The organism is Paraburkholderia caffeinilytica (assembly GCF_051027425.1).
GTDB lineage: Bacteria > Pseudomonadota > Gammaproteobacteria > Burkholderiales > Burkholderiaceae > Paraburkholderia > Paraburkholderia caffeinilytica_A.
The window spans coordinates 3,215,937-3,236,210 of record NZ_CP186552.1 but is presented as its reverse complement, the minus strand read 5'-3'; the positions used below and the strand labels follow the sequence as shown (position 1 = coordinate 3,236,210).

The following is a 20,274-nucleotide window of genomic DNA, read 5'->3' as shown; positions in this document are numbered from 1 at the left end:
GGAGATGACCGGGATGGCGGGTTTTATCGATTCGAGTTGTCCGGGGCGATCTGGCGTGATGCTGATGTGCCGAAACGCCGAAACGCCGAAACGCCGAAACGCCGAAACGCCGAAACGCCGAAACGCCGAAACGCCGAAACGCCGAAACGCCGAAACGCCGAAACGCCGAAACGCCGAAACGCCGAAACGCCGAAACGCCGAAACGCCGAAACGCCGAAACGCCGAAACGCCGAAACGCCGAAACGCCGAAACGCCGAAACGCCGAAACGCCGAAACGCCGAAACGCCGAAACGCCGAAACGCCGAAACGCCGAAACGCCGAAACGCCGAAACGCCGAAACGCCGAAACGCCGAAACGCCGAAACGCCGAAACGCCGAAACGCCGAAACGCCGAAACGCCGAAACGCCGAAACGCCGAAACGCCGAAACGCCGAAACGCCGAAACGCCGAAACGCCGAAACGCCGACAAGCCGACAAGCCGACAAGCCGACAAGCCGACAAGCCGACAAGCCGACAAGCCGACAAGCCGACAAGCCGACAAGCCGACAAGCCGACAAGCCGACAAGCCGACAAGCCGACAAGCCGACAAGCCGACAAGCCGACAAGCCGACAAGCCGACAAGCCGACAAGCCGACAAGCCGACAAGCCGACAAGCCGACAAGCCGACAAGCCGACAAGCCGACAAGCCGACAAGCCGACAAGCCGACAAGCCGACAAGCCGACAAGCCGACAAGCCGACAAGCCGACAAGCCGACAAGCCGACAAGCCGACAAGCCGACAAGCCGACAAGCCGACAAGCCGATATGCCGACAAGCCGATATGCCCACACGCCAGTAAGACACCCGAACCCGCCGACAGCAACAGCGTAGTGCGTGGCACCTGGCCGCGCTACCCAGATCGGCCCCAAGCCGCCGCTATATCTCTACGACCTTATCCCACGTGAATTGCGGATTTTCCAGCTGACGGGTGCGCCGGTCGAGATAGCCGCGTGGATTGCAGACCACGCGCGTGCCGTTCACGGTGTAGTCGAACGGCGTATGCGTATGGCCGTGAATCCACAGTGCGACGGGCGAGCGCACCAGTTCCGGCAAATGATTGACGAAACCGGCCGACACGCGGTCTTCCGCGTAGCGCTCAGCCAGACTCAGCCGATGCGGCGCGTGATGCGTGACGACAATCGTCTTGCCGTCGAACGGTTTTGCCAGCTCGCTTTCGAGCCAGGCGCGCGCCCGCCGGTGCAGCGCGAGGGAATCGTCGGGAGTGAAGTCGCGCGGCGAGTCCTGCGTGCCGTGCGGCCAGTTCATCTGGATCAGGCCGCGAAAGTCGAGCATCACCCGGCGCGATGCGTCGATGGACCCGGCGAGCGTGTCTGTATCCGCGCCGTATAACGCGAAGTCGGTCCACAAGGTGGTGCCGAGTACGCGCCAGCGGCCTTGCGGGTCGACCAGCGTGGCATTGTTCAGCACATGTACGTTGTCGACTTGCGCGGCTGCGTCGTAGAGCGCGGTTTCGAGCGCGCCGAATTCACCGTCGTAGTACTCGTGATTGCCGGGCACATAGACCACCGGCACGGCGCCGTCGAAAGTTTGCGCGGCCCAGCGTGGGCCGGCCGCGTGATTGTGGATGTCGCCGGCCAGCACAATCAGATCCGCGTGCGCATGCGGGATCAGCTCGGGCTCGTCGTTCTCCAGATGCAGATCGGACAGCACTCGAATCTTCACGGCAACGACTCCTGCAATGGACCTCGCACCCGATGGCGAAGGCTTTCTATAAACCTTAGCGTAGCACCTTGCCCGGATTCATCAGGTTCAGCGGGTCAAGCGCGCGTTTCACGGCGCGCATCAACTGCACCTCCACGTCCTGCTTGTAATGCATGGCCTCGTCGATCTTCAACTGGCCGAGGCCGTGTTCCGCGCTGATGCTGCCGCGATGCCGGTGCACGCTGTCGTAGACGATCTGGTTGATCGGGCTTTGCCAGCTATCCAGGAATGCTTTCGCGTCGACGCCCTCGGGCGCCTGCACGTTGTAGTGCAGATTGCCGTCGCCGAGATGGCCGAACGTGACCATGCGTACGCCCGGCACGGCTTGCGCGATGGCCGCATCGGTTTCCTCGATGAAATGGCCGATGCGCGAGATCGGCACCGCGATATCGTGTTTGATATTCAGGCCTTCCTCCGCCTGCGCGAGCGGGATGTGTTCGCGCAGATTCCAGAATGCCCGCGACTGTGTCAGGTTCTCCGCGACCACCGCGTCTTCGACCAGACCTTCTTCGAGCGCGGTTTCCATCAGGCGCTCGAACAATTCGCGCGCATGCTGCTCATTCTCGCTGTCCGACAGTTCCAATAGCACGACTTGCGCGTGCGATTCGGCGAACGGATAGCGCATCTGCTCGAAATGCCGCCCCACCAGCCGCAGACAGAAATCCGACATCAATTCGAAGCCGGTCAGAAGCGGCCCGGCGACGCGTTGCGTGAGCGACAGGAAATCGAGCGCCGCATGCGGCGACGCGAGCGCGGCGAGCGCCGTGACGCGGGCGGCCGGTTGCGGATGCAGCTTGAGCACAGCGGCGGTGATGATGCCGAGCGTGCCTTCCGCGCCGATGAACAGATCGCGCAGATCGTAGCCGGTGTTGTCCTTGCGCAGTCCGCGCAGGCCGTCCCACAGTTCGCCTTGCGGGGTGACCACTTCGAGGCCCAGGCACAGCTCGCGCGTGTTGCCGTAGCGCAGTACGCCGGTGCCGCCCGCGTTGGTGGCGAGATTGCCGCCGATCGTGCAACTGCCTTCGGCGGCGAGGCTCAAGGGGAACAGGCGGCCGGCTTCCTCGGCGTGCTTCTGTACTTCGGCGAGAATGACACCGGCTTCGACCGTGATCGTGTTGTTGTGCGGATCGATGTCGCGTACCCGGTTCAGGCGCCGCAGACTGATGACCGCCTGCGCACCGCTGGCGTCCGGCGTGGCGCCGCCGGCCAGACCGGTGTTGCCGCCTTGCGGCACCAGCGCGATGCGATGCTCGACGGCGAGTTTGACGAGCGCGGCGACTTCCTCAGGCGTGGCCGGGCAGAGCACCGCACAGGCCGCGCCGGTGTAGCGCCGGCGCCAGTCGGTGAGGTAGGGGGCGGTGTCGTGCGGGTCGGTCAGTACCTGGGTGGCGCCGATGGCGTCGCGGCAAGCGGAGAGGAAAGCGGCTTGGGTCATGTTGGGTCGGTCAGGATGGTCGGCGGACAGGTTTACGCGGGAAACGACTTGAACAGCGTTGTTCTCATCGTGTGCTTCCTTCGGTCTGCCCGGCGTTCTGCTGGGCGTTCTCTTGTGCTGCCTGGTTCGCTGCCTGCTTGGCTGCTCGTTTTGCGGCGCGCTTGAACGGCGCGACATACGCGAGCGTGCAGACGAAGAAAACCACGGCAAGAGCGGTTTCGAGCCAGCCGAGCCGGGCGCTCAGGCCGTGGTCGCTCCAGCCGCGAACGATGCCCTCGGCAAAATACAGCAGGATCAGCATCGATGCCCATTGCAGCGTGTAAAGCCGGCGGCGCCACACGCCGGGCAGCGCGAGCAGCAGCGGCACGGCTTTGAGCACCAGCGCCGAGCCGCCTGGGCGCAGCGGCGCGAGCCACCATTCCCACGCGACGGACAAGACGATCAACGCGAGCAGGGCGGCCGTGGCGCCGAAAGCGGCGGCGCGTTTTTGCTGCACGGGCACGACGGTTGCACGTATGGGGGCGTTCGTTGCGGAATCCGCCGGGAACGAGCCGGCATGTTGCGCGTTGCGATTGCTCACGGGCAACGGGACATTCGCATCGTTCGCCGTCTGTGGGGCATTCGGCTCGCTCACGGCCGTTCGCTCATGGACGCCGCCGTGCGGGCAACGCGTGCCCCGAGGGCGATCGCCAGCGTCTTTTCGTCGGCGGAGATGCCCTGTTCGGCCGTGCCCGCGCGCGCGAAATGCGATGCACCATAGGGTGTGCCGCCGGTTTGCGTGGTGGAGAGCGCGCTCTCGGTGTACGGAATGCCGACGATCAGCATGCCGTGATGCAGAAGCGGCAGCATCATGGATAGCAGCGTGGACTCCTGGCCGCCGTGCAAACTGCCGGTGGAGGTGAACACACAGGCCGGTTTGCCGGACAGCGCGCCGGAAAGCCACTGCGGCGTGGTGCCGTCGAGAAAATATTTCAACGACGCCGCCATGTTGCCGAAGCGGGTGGGCGAACCGAGCGCGAGACCGGCGCATTCTTCGAGGTCGCGCAGTTCGACGTAGGGCGGCCCTTCAGCGGGAATATCCGGCTGGGTCGCTTCGCAGACGGTGGAAACCGCCGGCACGGTGCGCACACGCGCCTGCATGCCGGGGACGCTGTCGACGCCGTGGGCGATCGCCAGCGCAAGCTCGCGCGTGGCGCCATGACGGCTGTAATAGAGCACGAGAATGTCTTTCATAGGCCTCATCGGTGAACGGGTATTATAGGGGCTGGGTCCGCTGTACAGGCCGTCCCTAGCCATTCGGCCAGGCCTCGCGCACGGTCCTGAAACACTGTTTGATATAGCAGGGGGTAAGAAGGTGGGTTTGTTGTCCAGGGTGCGTTTCGATCTCGACAAGCTCAAACGTCTCGCGCAGTTTGCCGCGAAGCGCAGTAGCGAAGACCGTATTCCGCAGGTGGCCGGCAGCCTCACGTTCACCACCATGCTCGCGCTCGTGCCGCTCGCCACGGTCGCGTTCGCGCTGTTCACGGCGTTCCCGATTTTCAGCTCGTTCCAGATGTCGCTGCAGATTTTCCTTGCCGACCATCTGATGCCCGCGCAGCTCAACAGTCAGATTTTCGATTATCTGAATCAGTTCGCGTCGAAGGCCAAAGGCCTCACGACCATCGGCATGATTTTTCTGTTCGTCACCGCCGTGATGACGATGATGACCGTGGAATCCGCTTTCAACGTGATCTGGCGGGTGCGCAAGGCGCGGCCGATCGCGCAGCGCATTCTGGTCTACTGGGCGATCATCACGCTCGGCCCGATTCTGATCGGCGTGAGCCTGTCGATTTCTTCCTATCTGTTCACGCGCTCCGTGGCGGTCACGGCCGTCCAGCATATTCCTTCGGTAGTCGACTGGGCGCTGACCGGCGCCGCGCTGCCCTTGACGGCACTCGCGTTCACGATGCTTTACGTATTTCTGCCGAACTGCCGGGTGGAGTGGCGCGACGCGGTGATCGGCGGGATTACTGCCGCGATTGCCTTCGAACTCGCCAAGCGCGGCTTTGGCTATTACGTGCGCCGCATTCCCACCTACACCGCCGTGTACGGTGCGTTTGCCGCTGTGCCGCTATTCCTGCTGTGGATGTACCTGTGCTGGTTCATTGCGCTGGCCGGCGCGATGATCGCGTCGGCTTTGCCGGCGATCCGCATTGGCCAGTTTCACCGGCCGACTTTCGAAGGCAGCGATCTGTTCGATTCGCTTGAACTCCTCGCGCGGCTCTCGGAAGCGCGCGATGCCGGCAAGCGCGGCTACACGGTACCGGAGCTTTCGCGAATGCTTCGCCGCGAGATGGACACCACCATCAACCTGCTGCAGAAGCTCGAGGAGATCGAGTGGATCGCGCGCTTGCAGGAGGACGGCACGCGTCCGTATTTCCTGCTGTTGGCGAATCCGGCGCAGATTACGGTCGAGCGCCTGTTCGATCTGTTTGTGATCGATCGCGCGGAGCTCGAATATCAGCTTGAATTGAACTCCACGCGGGTGGATGGCCAGACCCTTCTGGCGGCGCTGGAAAACGACAAGCTGAAGGTGACGCTCGCTGTGCTGCTGGCGGCGCGTGCTGCCGCGCGGGCGGCGCGCGCACAGGAAAGCGAGTTGGGCACTTCTTCCATGCCTCATCAGACTGCATGAGCAGGCTGCCTGAGTAGGCCGCCTGAAGCGGCAGCAAAAGCTACAGCGAAATCTTCCCGACGCAGATGTCCTTGAACATCACCCAGTCGCCCATCAGGCTATAGAGCGGATGCCGGAAGGTAGCCGGCCGGTTCTTCTCGAAGAAGAAATGCCCGACCCAGGCAAAGCCGTATCCGCAGATTACGGCAGCCGGCAGCCATAGCCAGTCACCGGTGGCGAGCGCCATGGCGAGGCAGCCGATTACGCCGAGCGACCCCACGAAATGCAGCCGTCGCGATACCGTGTTGCGATGCTCGCTCAGGTAATACGGGTAGAACTCCGCGAAACTCGCGAAGTGATCGGTGTGCGCGGTTTGAGCCATCATGGCCTCCGAATGTCGACGCTGCTCGACGCTGTGCCCGTCGCTCCCAGGTTGCTTCGCCGCGCGCCGACATGCCCGGAACGCGCTCGAAACAGGACAGGCTTGACCCATTGTGCGGCTATCGGGCCATGCGTGCAACCTGGCCATTCGGACGATGGCGCGCCTGCGTCGGCGCGGTTATCGTGAGGATTCGCAGCGGCTATCGAACGCCTTGTGGAACGGCACTTGCGGCTTTCGAAGCGAAGCTGAACAGCGCGTCGAGCGTGGCGTCTGGCTGCTCGGTCATCAGGGCGTGGCCGGCTTCGAGCGTGTCCGTGTCGACCGGTACGCCGGCTTGGGAGAGCGCGGCGGCGAGCGCTTTGGCTGCGCGTGGCGGCGTCATCGCATCGCGCCGGCCCACGATCAACCGCGTCGGGCAACGCACCTCGGCTGCGCGCGTCAGGCCGTCCGCGTAGCTATTGCAGGCGGTGAAGTCGGTGTGGAACAGGTGCGGCTCGCCGCTCGCCGAGACGCGCTCCATCAGCCGCTGGTTCATGCCGTGCAGCCAGGAGCCAGGGCCGGGGCACGACGGCTTGGCGGCGAGCGTCGAATGCGACCATTGATTGACCATGTCGATTGCATCGGGCTCGCGGTGCAGGGCGGCGTCGAGCAAGGCGTCGGAGACGGCCATCGGCACGGCGGTGGCGAGCAATGCGAGGTGCGTGACGCGCTCCGGATAGCGCCCGGCGAAATCGAGTGCAATCAGCGAGCCCATGCTGTGACCGGCCACGAAGGCGCGCTGTACGCCGGCGGCGTCGAGCAGGGCGGCCAGCCAGTCGGCCATGGCGGCGACGGTCGTGAGCGCGGGGCCGCCGCTGCGGCAGTGTCCGGGCAGATCGACCGCGAGCACGCCGAAGCCGTGATGCGCGAAGTAACGCGTTTGCAATGCCCACACGCTATGGTCATGCTCGGCGCCGTGGATGAACACCGCGGTTGGCAAGCTGGGGTCGAAGGGTTTGCCGCCGGTGTACGCGTAGGCGGGCTTGCCTTGAACGGTGAGAATCATGCGGACTCCGGGCGGGGATTGGCCGCGTCAGCGGATGGGTCGGATGGGTTGCGTTCGGCAGAAGGGGCGGATGCGCTGGAGGAAGTACCTTGCGCCGAAGCTGCGGATGAGCCCGAAGCGCTATTTTTTGAAGTGCCCGAAGTGCCCGAAGTGCCCGAAGTGCCCGAAGTGCCCGGTGACCCACTTCCAGACGCACTTGTCCCGCTCGCTTTCTGCGCGGCTTTCAGCGCGCGTTTGAGGTCGTCGATCAGATCGTCGGGGTCTTCAAGGCCAATAGACAAACGGATCGTGCCCTCCGCGATGCCGGCTGCGGCGAGCGCGGCAGAGTCCATGCGGAAATGCGTCGTCGATGCAGGATGAATGACCAGCGAGCGTGCGTCGCCGACGTTCGCGAGATGTGAGAACAGCGAAAGCGCTTCGATAAAACTGCGCCCGGCGGCGCGGTCGCCGCGCAGATTGAAGCTGAACACCGCGCCCGCGCCGCGCGGCAGCAGACGCTTCGCCAGCGCATGATCTGGATGCGACGGCAGTTCCGGGTAGGCGACGGCTTCGACGGCAGGGTGTGCGCTCAGGAATTCGACCACCTTGCGCGTATTCGCGACGTGCCGTTCCATGCGCAGCGGCAGCGTCTCGATGCCCTGCAGAAGTTGCCACGCGGCTTGCGGATGCAGGCACGCGCCGAAGTCACGCAAGCCCTCGCGGCGCGCGCGCAGGAGGAACGGTGCGACTGTGCTTTCCTCGGCGAACACCATGCCGTGAAAGCCCTCGTACGGTTCGGTAAATTCGGGGAAGCGGCCGGACGCGTTGAAGTCGAACGTGCCGCCGTCCACGAGTACGCCGCCGATCGTGGTGCCGTGGCCGCCGAGGAATTTGGTCGCCGAGTGATAGACGAAGTCGGCGCCGTGCTCGAACGGCTTGAGCAGGTAGGGCGTGGTGAAGGTCGAATCGACCAGCAGCGGCACGCGGTGCTCGTGTGCGAGCTGTGCCACCGCGGCGATATCGAGCACGTCGAGGCCCGGATTGCCGAGCGTCTCGCCGAACAGCAGGCGCGTGTTCGGGCGCAGCGCGGCGCGCCACCCGTCGAGGTCGCCCGGTTTGACGAAGGTCGTCTCGATGCCGAAACGCCGCAACGTGTAGTGCAGCAGGTTATGCGAGCCGCCGTACAGCGCGCTGGAGGCGACGATATGGGAGCCGGCGCCCATCAGCGTGGCAATCGCCAGATGCAGCGCGGCCTGGCCGCTGGCTGTGCCGATCGCGCCCGCGCCGTTTTCCAGCGCGGCCACGCGCTCCTCGAACACGGCTACGGTCGGATTCGAGATGCGCGAATAGACATGGCCGGCGCGTTCCATGTTGAAGAGCGCCGCGGCGTGGTCCGAGTCGCGGAACGAAAAAGAGGTAGTCTGGTAAATAGGCGTGGCGCGCGCGCCGGTGGTCGGGTCGGGGGCTGCGCCGGCGTGCAGCGCAAGCGTGTCGAAACGGTTGGCGGACATCCTGGGCGGCGAAGCCACGGACGGCCTCGCGAAAGGTGAAAGTGGCGGCCATCCTATCACCGGCATGGTTCGCTTCAAGCGCGGTTTTCCCGGTGGAGGCGGTTTGACCGGCGCCGGGCCGATCTTGCAAACACCCGCTGCGCCTTGGTGGGCGGGCCGCTTTCCTTTTACGAACCTTTCCGCTAGGATCGAAAGTCATTCAGGCAATATCAGCTTAGCGGGTATCACGGAGACAGAACATGCGAGTCAGCGACATTCTTAAAGTCAAAGGCAACACCCTTTTTACGGTCACGCCGGATACCACGCTGCACGACGCGGTCAATACCATGGCCGAGCACGATATCGGCTCGTTAGTCGTGATGGAATACGGCGACCTCGTCGGCATGCTGACGTTTCGCGAAATTATTCTGACCTTGAGCAAGCACGGCGGCAGCCTCGGCACCTCCACGATCCGCAAGCTGATGGACGACCATCCGCTCACCTGCACGCCCGAAACGGACGTCAACGAGGTTCGTCGCATGATGCTCGAGCATCATGTGCGCTATTTGCCGGTGCTGGAAAGCCGCACGCTGATGGGCGTGATCTCGTTTTACGACGTCGCAAAGGCGGTGGTCGAGGAGCAGGGCTTCGAAAACCGTATGCTCAAGGCCTACATTCGCGACTGGCCGGAAGAGCAGCAGGAACAGCAACCGGCGCCGCGCTAACTCACCGGCGTAACCCACGCGCGTTGGCTCACCGCGGTGTGAGCGCCGTTGCCGTGAGTATGAAGATGCGGTCAAGGCGCGCGCGAAAGCGTGCGCTTTTTTTGTGCCCGGTCCATTCCCTTTTGTTGCGCGCGTTTGTTGCGCTTTCAGGCCGTCTTCGAACTCCATGAGCGATCGTCCGTTACCTGCCGCCCGCCGTGCCGCCCGTGCTCACGAGGGACACGAGTCCCAGTTCCGCCTGCTAGGGCAGCGCCGCTTTGCGCCGTTTTTCTGGACCCAGTTCCTCGGCGCGATGAACGATAACGTTTTCAAGATTGGCTTCACGTCGCTGGTGACGTATCAGGCGGCGCGTTTTTCCGGCGTCGATCCCAAAACGGCCGCGTTCCTGATTTCGGCGATTTTCATTCTGCCGTTCGTGCTGCTGTCGGCCACCTCGGGCCAGATCGCGGACAAGTACGACAAGGCGATGCTCACGCGTTTCGTCAAGAGCTTCGAAATCGTCGTGATGCTGATCGGCGGCGCGGGTTTCTGGCTGCATAGCGCGCCGTTGCTGTATCTGTGCACGTTTCTGATGGGTGTCCATTCGACCGTGTTCGGACCGGTCAAGTACTCGTACCTGCCGCAGCATCTGTCGAAATCGGAACTCGTCGGCGGTAACGGGATGGTCGAGATGGGCACCTTCGTCGCGATTCTGATCGGCACGATCGTCGGCGGCGTGGGCGCGGGTTTCGTCGAGCATGGCGCCGTGGTGCTGGCGTGCGCCTGTGTCGCGATTGCGCTGGTGGGGCGGCTCGTGTCGAGCTTCGTGCCGGCCACGGCGGCGCCGCAGCCCGATTTGCGCATCAACTGGAATCCGATCAGCGAGACGTGGCGCAACCTGAAGCTCGCGCGCGAAAACCGCACGGTGTTTCTGAGCCTGCTGGGGATTTCCTGGTTGTGGTTTGTCGGTGCGACCTTTCTGTCGTCGTTTTTCAGCTTCGCGAAAAATGTGCTGTCCGCCGATCCGGACGTCGTGACCGTGCTGCTCGGTACGTTCTCGATCGGTATCGGTTTGGGCTCGCTGCTGTGCGAAAAGCTCTCGAAGCGGCGCATCGAAATCGGCCTCGTGCCGCTTGGCTCGATCGGCATGAGCGTGTTCGCGATCGATCTGTTCTTCGCCAGCCATGCGTTGCCGGCAGCGGGGCATCTGCTGAGCGTCGGCGAATTCCTCGTGCGGCCGGCACATTGGCGCGTGCTGGCCGATCTGTTTCTGCTGGCGATGTTCGGCGGCTTTTATAGCGTGCCGCTCTATGCGCTGATCCAGAGCCGCAGCCAGCCGACTCACCGCGCACGCATCATTGCCGCGAACAATATTCTGAATTCGCTGTTCATGATCGTCTCGGCGTTGATGGCGATGGGACTGACCGCGGCGGGTTTCAGCATTCCGGCGATTTTCCTCGTGACCGCGCTGCTGAACATTGTCGTCGCGACGTACATTTACTCGCTCGTGCCTGAGTTTTTGCTGCGTTTTATCGCCTGGGTGCTGGTGCACACGTTCTACCGGATTCGTCTCGTGCATGCCGAACGGATTCCGGAAGAGGGCGCGGCCGTGCTGGTGTGCAACCACGTGAGCTTCGTCGATGCGATTGTCATCATGGCCGAGAGTCCGCGGCCGATCCGTTTCGTGATGGATCATCAGATATTCAAGACGCCGTTCGCCGGCTGGGTGTTCCGGCAGGCGAAGGCGATTCCGATCGCACCCGCGCATCAGGATCCGGAGTTGCTGACGCGTGCCTACGAGCGCTGCGCAGAGGCGCTTGCCGAGGGCGAACTGGTCTGCATCTTCCCGGAAGGCAAGCTGACGAAGACCGGCGAAATGAATCCTTTCCGCCACGGCGTGACCGAGATCGTTCGCCGTATGCCGGCCCCGGTGATACCGATGGCGCTGCGCGGGCTGTGGGGCAGCGTGTTTTCTCGCGCCAGCGACACGCGCTGGCCGCGGCCGATCCAGAAGGGCGTGATGAGCCGGCTGACGCTGGCGGTGGGCGAACCGATCGATCCGGCAGAGGCGACGCCGGAGGTGCTGCAGCAGATCGTCACGGAGTTGCGGGGCGCGCGGAAGTAATGTGGCCGGATAACGGCCTGCGGATCGGATTCGTGGCGCGCGCCGCGGCGTTATGGAGTTCGCGGTGGGGTCCCGCTGCGGAGGGGCTTTCTGCATTCCCACTGGCGCCTACGCCCCTCGGAGACTTGTCCGAAAGGCATAGACCGTTGCGCACCGCGGCCCTGGCGCCTTGAGGGCTGGCATAATAGTGCCTTCCCCGCATTTCTTTGGACGACGCCCATGTCCGGCAACACGCTCGGTACGCTTTTCACTGTCACGACCTTCGGCGAATCGCATGGTCCCGCTATCGGCTGCGTGATCGACGGTTGCCCGCCGGGCATGGCGCTTGGCGAAGCCGATATCCAGCTCGAACTCGACCGCCGCAAGCCAGGCACGTCGCGCCACGTTACGCAGCGTCAGGAAGAAGACAAGGTCGAAATCCTGTCGGGCGTATTCGAAGGCCAGACCACCGGCGCGCCGATTGCGCTCCTGATTCGCAATACGGACCAGCGCAGCAAAGACTACGGCAACATCGCGGACACTTTCCGCCCGGGCCACGCCGACTACACCTACTGGCAGAAATACGGCATTCGCGACTATCGCGGTGGCGGCCGTTCGTCGGCTCGTCTGACTGCACCTACGGTCGCGGCCGGCGCCGTGGCGAAGAAATGGTTGCGCGAAAAGTTCGGTACCGAGATCCGCGGCTATATGGCGGCGCTCGGCGAGATCGACGTGCCGTTCGTCGACTGGGCGCATGTGCGTGAGAACCCGTTCTTTGTGCCCAATGCAGACATCGTGCCGCAGCTCGAAGAGTACATGGACGCACTGCGCAAAGACGGCGACTCGATCGGCGCACGTATCAACGTCGTGGCTTCCGGCGTGCCGGTCGGGCTCGGCGAGCCGCTGTTCGACCGTCTCGATGCGGACATCGCGCATGCCATGATGGGCATCAATGCGGTGAAGGGCGTCGAGATCGGCGCGGGCTTCGCCAGCGTCGCGCAACGCGGTTCGGTGCACGGCGACGAATTGACGCCGGAAGGCTTCGTCGGCAATCACGCTGGCGGCGTGCTCGGCGGCATTTCGACCGGGCAGGACATCACGGTGTCCATCGCGATCAAGCCGACCTCGAGCATCCGCACGCCGCGCCGCTCGATCGACAAGTCGGGGCAACCGGCTATCGTCGAAACGTTCGGGCGGCATGACCCGTGCGTCGGCATTCGTGCCACGCCGATCGCCGAATCCATGCTCGCGCTGGTGCTGGTCGACCACGCGCTGCGCCACCGTGCGCAGTGTGGCGACGTCGCCGTGAACACGCCGAAGATTGCCGCGAGCGCGCCGTAAAAGGTACGCTCTGAGCGTCTTCGCACTGCGCACCGCGTCGTCTCAATGACCGATACGAACACCGAACCGGCAGACAGGCATCTCGCGGACCTGCGTGCACGTGCTGCCGCGCCGCAGGCCGGCGCGGCAGACTGCCTTGCGTTCGGGCAAGCGCTGCTGCAACACGCCGGCCGTGACAAAGCCCGCCGGCGCGAAGCGCTTGCAGCGCTGGTGCGCGCCTGGCAGCTCGATCCCTCTTGCGAACCCACACTGCTTCACACGATTGCGCAGACGGGGTTCATCGTGCGCGACTGGGCGCTGGTCGACTCCGCCACGGCGCTGCTCCTCGAACGAAACAGCGAAGACGCCAATGCGCTGATCTGGCGCGCCGCCGCTGTGCAACAGCGCAACGACTTCGACACGGCCGAGCGGCTACTACGCGAAGCGGTGCGCGTCGTGCCCGGCAATCCGGTAGCGCTTCACAAGCTTGCGTTGTGCGTCAAGGAGCAGGCGCGGTTTGTCGAAGCGGAAGCCTTGCTCAGGCAAGTGCTGGACCTGTCGCCGGATAACATGCATGCATTGTTCGATCTGTCGGAACTCGAAATCCGTACAGGGCGTTTCGCTGACGGCTGGGCGCACTACGAGTCCCGCATCGCGTTCGGCGACGAATTGAATAACGCGCAACATGCACTCGCGGCGATCAGCGCGCATTGGCAGGGTGAATCGCTGCAAGGCAAAACGCTGGTTGTGTACGGCGAGCAAGGCAACGGCGACTGCCTGTGGGCAGTGCGCTTTCTGCCGGTGCTGGCCGAGCGGGCGCGACGCGAGGGCGGCCGTGTGATTTTCGGTCACGACGGGCCGTTGCGGCATCTGTTCGAACGGCTGCTGCCTGCCGACCTGCCGCTCGAAACCAGCCTTGAGACGCGGCCTGATTTTCATTGCGGCTTGATGAGCTTGCCGTTGCGGCTCGGCGTTTTCGACGCAACAGGGTGGGGCGCGCCGTATCTGAGCGCCGAGCCCGCGCTGGCGCAGACATGGCGCGAGCGGGTCGATGCGCACACGGCCGGCCAGCCCGGTAATCGAAAAGTCGGCTTGGTGTGGAACGGCAACCCGGAACATATCCGCGACATGCGGCGCTCGGTACCTGTCGAGCAGTTCGAGACGCTATTGAGCGTGCCGGGCGTGACCTGGTTTGCGTTGTCGCCGGGGCGCGGCGAGACGGTCGCGCAGTGGCGGGCGAGGGGGCTCGACGTTGTCGATCTGACCCACCATTTTCAGTCCGGATTCGACGACGTCGCTGCGTTGCTGGCGAATCTGGATCTGGTCGTCACGATCGATAGCGGGCCGGCGCATCTGGCCGGGGCGCTCGGCGTGCGGACGTGTTTAATGATCGACCATGTGTCGGCGTGGTTTTGGGGCGATGAATCGGGCACCACGGCCTGGTACGATTCTATTGAGCTCTATCGACAGCCTGAGATCGGCACGTGGGCGCCTGTGCTGGCTCAAGTGCGGGAGCGGATTGAAATGATGCGGGGCAGTTGAGGTTTCGCTGTGCGGTGCTGTTGGCAATACGGTTGCACCCGATGCCTTGTTGTCTCTTACACCTGCACGGAACGATTTGATTGCGTGCCGCGCGCGGGCAGACATACAAGCTCCGCGCACGGCAATCAGACACCGAATCACATATTCGGATAGTTAGGCCCGCCACCGCCCTCAGGCGTGACCCACACGATGTTCTGGGTCGGGTCCTTGATATCGCAGGTTTTGCAATGCACGCAGTTCTGCGCATTGATCACCAGACGCTCGCTACCGTCGTCGTTCTTCACGAACTCGTACACCGCTGCCGGGCAATAGCGCGATTCCGGCCCGGCATACGTCTGCCAGTTCACGTTCACCGGCACTGAGGGGTCTTTCAGCGTCAGGTGCGCCGGCTGATTTTCTTCATGGTTGGTGTTCGAGATGAATACCGAAGAGAGGCGGTCGAACGTCAGCTTGCCGTCCGGCTTCGGATACACGATCTGCTTGCATTGCGATGCGGGCTTGAGCATCTCGTGGTCCGAGTGCTGGTGATGCAGCGTCCAGGGCACGTTGCCGCCGAGCACCTTCTGCTCAAGACCCACCATCAAGGTGCCGAGGTACAGGCCCTTGCTCATCCACTGCTTGAAGTTGCGCGCACGATGCAACTCGGTGTGCAGCCACGAGGTCTTGAACGACTCCGGATAGGCCGTCAGTTCGTCGCTGGTGCGGCCGGCCTGTACGGCTTCAAATGCGGCGTCAGCCGCCAGCATGCCGGTCTTGATCGCCGCATGCGAACCCTTGATTCGCGATGCGTTCAGGAAACCGGCATCGTCGCCCACCAGTGCACCGCCCGGGAACACCAGCTTCGGCAGCGACAGCAGACCGCCCGCGGTGATCGCCCGCGCGCCGTACGACACGCGCTTGCCGCCTTCCAGAATCGCGCGGATCGCCGGATGCGTCTTGTAGCGCTGGAATTCCTCGAACGGCGACAGGTACGGGTTGGTGTAGCCGAGGCCGACCACGAAGCCCACCACCACCTGGTTGTTGTCCATGTGATAGAGGAACGAGCCGCCGTACGTGTCGTTCTCCAGCGGCCAGCCGGCCGTATGCATCACCAGCCCCGGCTTGTGCTTCGACGGATCGATTTCCCACAATTCCTTGATGCCGATACCGTAGACCTGCGGATCGACGCCTTCGCGCAGCTTGAATTTGTCGTTCAACTGGCGGCCGAGGTGTCCGCGCGCGCCTTCGCAGAAGAGCGTGTACTTCGCGTGCAATTCCATGCCGAGCTGGAAATTCTCGGTTGGCTCGCCGTCCTTGCCGATGCCCAGGTTGCCGGTGGCCACGCCTTTGACCGACCCGTCGTCGTTATAGAGGATTTCCGCGGCCGGAAAGCCCGGGAAAATCTCGACGCCCAGCGCCTCGGCCTGCTGACCCAGCCAGCGCGTGACGTTCGCGAGGCTGATCACGTAGTTGCCGTGATTCTTGAAGTTGTCCGGCAGCGCCCAGGTCGGCACGCTCCTCGAACCGGTTTCGGTCAGGAACAGGAACTTGTCTTCGGTCACGTCCACCGTCAGCGGCGCGCCTTTTTCTTTCCAGTCCGGGATCAGTTCGGTGATCGCGCGCGGATCCATCACCGCGCCCGACAGGATATGAGCCCCGATCTCCGAGCCTTTTTCGAGTACGCACACGCCAATCTCGACGCCTTTTTCAGCCGCGAGCTGCTTCAGGCGGATCGCTGCGGACAGGCCAGCCGGGCCGCCGCCGACGATCACGACGTCGTATTCCATCGACTCGCGCGGGCCGTACTGCTCAATGAGACTTGCGGGGGTCATTGATGCTCCTCTTACCGTTAGAATGCTTTTTTCGGGATCGTATTGTGGGCGATGGTCTCCGCCACTGCAACCAGATGAGCATAGATTAGCACGATCGTTCTATTTCTATGATACGGTATGACCCGCAGTGGCGGTCCTGCCGCACCTGTCAACCGCGTCTGTAACAACAACCGAACAAGGGAACGACAATGGGCCGTTCGATCAATCTGGAAGGCAAGGTCGCGCTGATCACCGGCGCCTCGAGCGGGTTGGGAAAGCGCTTTGCTCAAGTATTGTCGCAGGCTGGCGCCAAGGTTGTGCTGGCGAGCCGCCGTACCGAGCGGCTGAAGGAATTGCGCGCCGAGATTGAAGCCTCTGGCGGCGCGGCCCATGTCGTTTCGCTCGATGTCACGGATTACCAGAGCATCAAGTCGGCCGTCGCTCACGCGGAAACCGAGGCGGGCACGATCGACATTCTGGTGAACAATTCAGGCGTATCGACCACGCAGAAGCTCTCGGAAGTCACGCCGGCCGACTTCGAATACGTGTTCGACACTAACACGCGTGGCGCTTTCTTCGTTGCCCAGGAAGTCGCCAAGCGCATGATCATGCGTGGCAATAGCGCGCAGAAGCCGTCGTACCGGATCATCAATATCGCGTCGATGGCGGGCTTGCGGGTGCTGCCGCAGATCGGTCTGTACTCGATGAGCAAGGCCGCTGTCGTCCATATGACGAAAGCCATGGCGCTGGAGTGGGGCAAGCACGGCATCAACGTGAATGCCATCTGCCCGGGCTATATCGATACTGAGATCAACCATCATCACTGGTCGACCGAGCAGGGGCAAAAGCTGGTTTCGCTGCTGCCGCGCCATCGGGTTGGCAAGCCGGAGGATCTGGACGGGCTGTTGCTGCTGCTGGCGGCCGACGAGTCGCAGTTCATCAATGGCTCGGTGATCGCCGCCGACGACGGGTTCGGGCTCGCCTGAACGCGGTTTTAGGGCGCCGCGCCTCGTACGTCATGTTTGCGCCGGCCCGCGCGTCGGCTTCACCCTCGTTTCAACCCGTTAAAGAAGTACGATGAGCGATTTTCACGCAGTTTTTGAGATGTCGATGCCGATCCGCTGGGGCGACATGGACGCATTCGGCCATGTGAACAACACGGTTTATTTCCGTTACATGGAGCAGGTGCGGATTTCCTGGTTCGAGCAACTGGGGTTGGCCGGCAGCAACGCCGACGGACAGGGGCCGGTGATCGTCAACGCGTCGATGGAGTTTCTCAAGCAGTTGCACTATCCCGGCGATGTGATCGGCCGGATGTCCGTGGCCACGCCTGGCCGCAGCAGCTTTGACACCGCCTTCGAACTCGTGCGCACCGACGAGCCGGACACCGTCTATGCGCGTGGCGCCGCGCGCTGCGTGTGGATCGACTACGCCGCGGGCAAGTCGGTACCGGTTCCGGATATGTTGCGCGCGACCATCGAGCGTGCGGCGCCGGTCAAGGCGGTGTAGCAGCGGCTTTCGCGCCGAACCGGCGGCGCGAGCTTAACGTGCACTGCCCAAACGCTGCAAAGGGCAAGCGATTGCCGCCCGGTTTTCAACGCTCAGCGCCTCAGTGCTCTCTCAGCGGTCTCTCAGTGCCCGAGCAAACGCTGCAAAAGCTCGGTCGCGTTCCCCGTATCGTATTTGCGCATCAGCCGCGCGCGGTAGACGTCGACCGTGCGTGGGCTGATATCCAGCGCCCGTCCAATCTGCTTGCTGGTTTTGCCCGTCACCAGTTGCGCGGCGATTTCCCGCTCGCGCGGCGTCAATTCGACCGCCACGCGTCGTGTCGCGCTCAAATCCTCGAACGTCCACACACCGGCGGCATGCGGGTCGGCGCGTTGCTGCGCGCGGCCTGTGACGTGGCACCAGAACAATTCTCCGTTGGCCCGCTTCATGATCCGGTCGTCGGCGTAGCTGCCTTGCGCGGTCATGATCGGCGGAATCCGCGCGCCGATCCGCTCGAATTCGTCCGTCGACGGATACAGCACCTGGAACGACTGGCCGAGCAGCGCTTCGCGCGTGCAGCCGAATATCGACGCCAACTCGTCGTTGCAGTCTTCGATGATCCGTTCACGCGACAGTACGAGTCCGATCGGGGCGAGTTGAAACGCGGTTTGGTAATCCAGTGCGGGCATGGGTCGGCGGCAAGTACTTATGTATTTTTGCGTATTGTGCCGCATGGGGCGCCCAGCGTACTCTTTCGGGCACATGACAACGCGGCGAAACGTTCGGGGCAGGCACTGACGCCAGCCAGGGCAAGCTGAGCGCAAAGCCCGCCGCGGATGACTAGAATGACGTGTCGGGCGTTTGCCCGCTAAGCGTCATATCGAAGTCGCACAAAATCCGGCGTACCGGTTTCGGATTTCCATAAAGGAAGGGACATACTGATGAACAAGGTCTATCCAGGCGCCGCCGAGGCGCTGAAAGACATCGTCAAGGACGGGCAGACGTTTGCCGTCGGCGGATTCGGGCTGTGCGGCATTCCCGAGGCGCTGATCGCGGCGCTGCGCGATTCGAAGGTGCAAGGCATCACGTGCATCAGCAACAATGCGGGCGTCGACGGTTTCGGCCTCGGTCTGTTGCTCGAAACGCGCCAGGTCAAGAAGATGATTTCGTCGTACGTGGGCGAAAACAAGGAGTTCGAACGCCAGTATCTGGCCGGCGAACTCGAGCTCGAATTCACGCCGCAAGGCACACTCGCCGAGAAGCTGCGCGCCGGCGGCTCGGGCATTCCGGCCTTCTTCACGAACACTGGCTACGGCACGCTGATTGCCGAGGGCAAGGAAACCCGCCAGTTCGGCGAAAACCACTACGTGCTCGAACATTCGCTGACGGCCGACGTCGCGTTGGTCAAGGCATGGAAAGCCGACAAATCGGGCAACCTGATCTATCGCCGCACCGCGCGCAACTTCAACCCGATGTGCGCGATGGCCGGCAAGATCACGGTCGCGGAAGTCGAGGAAATCGTTGAAGTGGGCGAACTCGATCCGGATGCGATCCACACGCCGGGCATTTTCGTGCAGCGCATTGTGCTCAATGCGAATCCGGAAAAACGCATTGAACAACGCATCGTCCGCGCGAAAGGAGACTGATCATGGCATGGAATCGTGACGAAATGGCCGCACGCGCGGCGAAGGAATTGCAGGACGGTTTCTACGTGAATCTCGGCATCGGCCTGCCGACGCTGGTGGCGAACCACGTGCCGCCGGGCGTCGAGGTCTGGCTGCAGTCGGAAAACGGCCTGCTCGGCATCGGCCCGTCGCCGACCGAAGAAGAAGTGGACGCCGACCTGATCAATGCCGGCAAGCAGACGGTGACCACGCTGCCGGGTTCGTCGATTTTCTCGTCGGCGGATTCGTTCGCGATGATTCGCGGCGGTCACATCAACCTGGCGATTCTCGGCGCGATGCAGATCAGCAAGAAGGGCGATCTGGCCAACTGGATGATTCCGGGCAAGATGATCAAGGGCATGGGCGGCGCGATGGATCTGGTCGCGGGCGTCAAGCGCGTGGTCGTGCTGATGGAACACGTTGCAAAGGGCGACCAGCACAAGATTCTCGAAGAATGCACGCTGCCGCTGACCGGCGTGGGCGTGGTCGATCAGATCATCACCGACCTCGGCGTGATCGAAGTCACGGAAGACGGTCTGAAGGTGACCGAGCTGGCGCCGGGCGTCAGCGTCGAGGAAATCAAGGCGAAGACCGGCGCGCCGCTGGACGTGAGCGCGGTGAGCTGAAGGGTGTTGTGAGCCGTCTGGTGCTCTGGGTCTGTATGACCCGGCACGCGGCGGCGAGGCAAGCTGCCTTGTGGGTCGTGGGTGGCTTAGGAAGCTAATTGACGTGAGGTTGTAAAACGGGCGAGGCGCGAGTCTCGCCCGTTTTGTTTTGGCGCCGTCTTTTCGTGCCGTTTTGCACTGCCCGCATCGGGGCGCCGGCGCTGCGGCTTTTACCCTGGGCATCCAGCTTCGTCAGTCCTAGGCCGTCTGGCCGATCCTTGCCGCGCGGCAAAGCGGTTTACAATCGTTTGAAG

19 protein-coding genes are annotated in these 20,274 nt (G+C 63.3%); 10 read left to right on the top strand and 9 right to left on the bottom strand.

Annotation, left to right across the window (positions count from 1 at the left end; all coding sequences use genetic code 11):
- Positions 1-13: 13 nt before the first annotated feature.
- Complete coding sequence (locus tag ACOSV0_RS14215; protein WP_434106793.1) at positions 14-868, top strand: hypothetical protein; 855 nt, start codon at positions 14-16, stop codon at positions 866-868.
- Between the two features lie 45 nt (positions 869-913).
- On the opposite strand, the gene ACOSV0_RS14210 is transcribed toward ACOSV0_RS14215, so the two are convergent.
- The 4 genes from ACOSV0_RS14210 to wrbA form a co-directional block, all read right to left on the bottom strand.
- On the bottom strand, positions 914-1,720 hold the full coding sequence (locus ACOSV0_RS14210; RefSeq protein WP_434106791.1) for a metallophosphoesterase: 807 nt from the start codon (positions 1,718-1,720) through the stop codon (positions 914-916).
- Positions 1,721-1,775: 55 nt separating this feature from the next.
- Positions 1,776-3,194, bottom strand: a complete 1,419-nt coding sequence (locus ACOSV0_RS14205; protein ID WP_434106790.1) for an FAD-binding oxidoreductase — start codon at positions 3,192-3,194, stop codon at positions 1,776-1,778.
- A 64-nt stretch (positions 3,195-3,258) separates the two neighbouring features.
- Entirely contained in the window at positions 3,259-3,774 is a 516-nt protein-coding gene (locus ACOSV0_RS14200; protein ID WP_434110286.1) for a DUF2069 domain-containing protein, read from the bottom strand.
- Between the two features lie 50 nt (positions 3,775-3,824).
- Positions 3,825-4,427, bottom strand: coding sequence for an NAD(P)H:quinone oxidoreductase (wrbA, locus tag ACOSV0_RS14195; protein WP_115780521.1), 603 nt, complete (start codon positions 4,425-4,427; stop codon positions 3,825-3,827).
- A gap of 127 nt (positions 4,428-4,554) precedes the next feature.
- Between wrbA and ACOSV0_RS14190 the strand changes: the two genes are divergently transcribed.
- A complete protein-coding gene (locus tag ACOSV0_RS14190; protein WP_434106788.1) occupies positions 4,555-5,868 on the top strand; it encodes a YihY family inner membrane protein in 1,314 nt (437 codons plus the stop codon).
- Positions 5,869-5,908: 40 nt separating this feature from the next.
- Here ACOSV0_RS14190 and ACOSV0_RS14185 read toward each other — a convergent pair whose 3' ends face one another.
- The 3 genes from ACOSV0_RS14185 to ACOSV0_RS14175 form a co-directional block, all read right to left on the bottom strand.
- Complete coding sequence (locus ACOSV0_RS14185; RefSeq protein ID WP_012433756.1) at positions 5,909-6,229, bottom strand: Mpo1-like protein; 321 nt, start codon at positions 6,227-6,229, stop codon at positions 5,909-5,911.
- 199 nt (positions 6,230-6,428) lie between these two features.
- Positions 6,429-7,274: an alpha/beta fold hydrolase gene (locus ACOSV0_RS14180; protein ID WP_434106786.1), complete on the bottom strand. Its 846-nt coding sequence runs from the start codon at positions 7,272-7,274 to the stop codon at positions 6,429-6,431.
- Positions 7,271-8,764 (bottom strand): O-acetylhomoserine aminocarboxypropyltransferase, encoded by a 1,494-nt coding sequence (locus ACOSV0_RS14175; RefSeq protein ID WP_434106784.1) that lies wholly within the window; start codon positions 8,762-8,764, stop codon positions 7,271-7,273. Before ACOSV0_RS14175 ends, ACOSV0_RS14180 begins: the two co-directional genes overlap by 4 nt.
- A gap of 239 nt (positions 8,765-9,003) precedes the next feature.
- Here ACOSV0_RS14175 and ACOSV0_RS14170 point away from each other — a divergent pair, with 239 nt between their 5' ends.
- From ACOSV0_RS14170 to ACOSV0_RS14155, 4 genes are all read left to right on the top strand, one after another.
- Positions 9,004-9,468 carry a CBS domain-containing protein gene (locus tag ACOSV0_RS14170; protein WP_434106783.1) on the top strand — a complete coding sequence of 155 codons (465 nt, stop codon included), beginning with the start codon at positions 9,004-9,006 and terminating at the stop codon, positions 9,466-9,468.
- Positions 9,469-9,634: 166 nt separating this feature from the next.
- On the top strand, positions 9,635-11,572 hold the full coding sequence (locus ACOSV0_RS14165) for an MFS transporter (protein ID WP_434106782.1): 1,938 nt from the start codon (positions 9,635-9,637) through the stop codon (positions 11,570-11,572).
- 219 nt (positions 11,573-11,791) lie between these two features.
- Positions 11,792-12,892, top strand: a complete 1,101-nt coding sequence (aroC, locus tag ACOSV0_RS14160) for a chorismate synthase (protein WP_434106780.1) — start codon at positions 11,792-11,794, stop codon at positions 12,890-12,892.
- Positions 12,893-12,937: 45 nt separating this feature from the next.
- Entirely contained in the window at positions 12,938-14,413 is a 1,476-nt protein-coding gene (locus ACOSV0_RS14155) for a glycosyltransferase family 9 protein (protein WP_434106779.1), read from the top strand.
- Between the two features lie 137 nt (positions 14,414-14,550).
- Here ACOSV0_RS14155 and ACOSV0_RS14150 read toward each other — a convergent pair whose 3' ends face one another.
- Positions 14,551-16,224, bottom strand: coding sequence for an electron transfer flavoprotein-ubiquinone oxidoreductase (locus ACOSV0_RS14150; RefSeq protein WP_434106778.1), 1,674 nt, complete (start codon positions 16,222-16,224; stop codon positions 14,551-14,553).
- Between the two features lie 188 nt (positions 16,225-16,412).
- Here ACOSV0_RS14150 and ACOSV0_RS14145 point away from each other — a divergent pair, with 188 nt between their 5' ends.
- Complete coding sequence (locus ACOSV0_RS14145; protein ID WP_093643305.1) at positions 16,413-17,189, top strand: SDR family oxidoreductase; 777 nt, start codon at positions 16,413-16,415, stop codon at positions 17,187-17,189.
- Positions 17,190-17,280: 91 nt separating this feature from the next.
- A complete protein-coding gene (locus ACOSV0_RS14140) occupies positions 17,281-17,712 on the top strand; it encodes an acyl-CoA thioesterase (RefSeq protein ID WP_434106777.1) in 432 nt (143 codons plus the stop codon).
- Positions 17,713-17,834: 122 nt separating this feature from the next.
- Here the strand turns inward: ACOSV0_RS14140 and ACOSV0_RS14135 are convergent, their stop codons facing one another.
- Positions 17,835-18,380, bottom strand: a complete 546-nt coding sequence (locus ACOSV0_RS14135; protein ID WP_434106776.1) for a LuxR C-terminal-related transcriptional regulator — start codon at positions 18,378-18,380, stop codon at positions 17,835-17,837.
- A gap of 252 nt (positions 18,381-18,632) precedes the next feature.
- On the opposite strand from ACOSV0_RS14135, the gene ACOSV0_RS14130 reads away from it, so the two are divergent.
- Together ACOSV0_RS14130 and ACOSV0_RS14125 are read left to right on the top strand one after the other, a co-directional pair.
- Positions 18,633-19,337 (top strand): CoA transferase subunit A, encoded by a 705-nt coding sequence (locus ACOSV0_RS14130; RefSeq protein WP_054040428.1) that lies wholly within the window; start codon positions 18,633-18,635, stop codon positions 19,335-19,337.
- A 2-nt stretch (positions 19,338-19,339) separates the two neighbouring features.
- Positions 19,340-19,981 (top strand): CoA transferase subunit B, encoded by a 642-nt coding sequence (locus tag ACOSV0_RS14125; protein WP_434106775.1) that lies wholly within the window; start codon positions 19,340-19,342, stop codon positions 19,979-19,981.
- Positions 19,982-20,274: the final 293 nt, after the last annotated feature.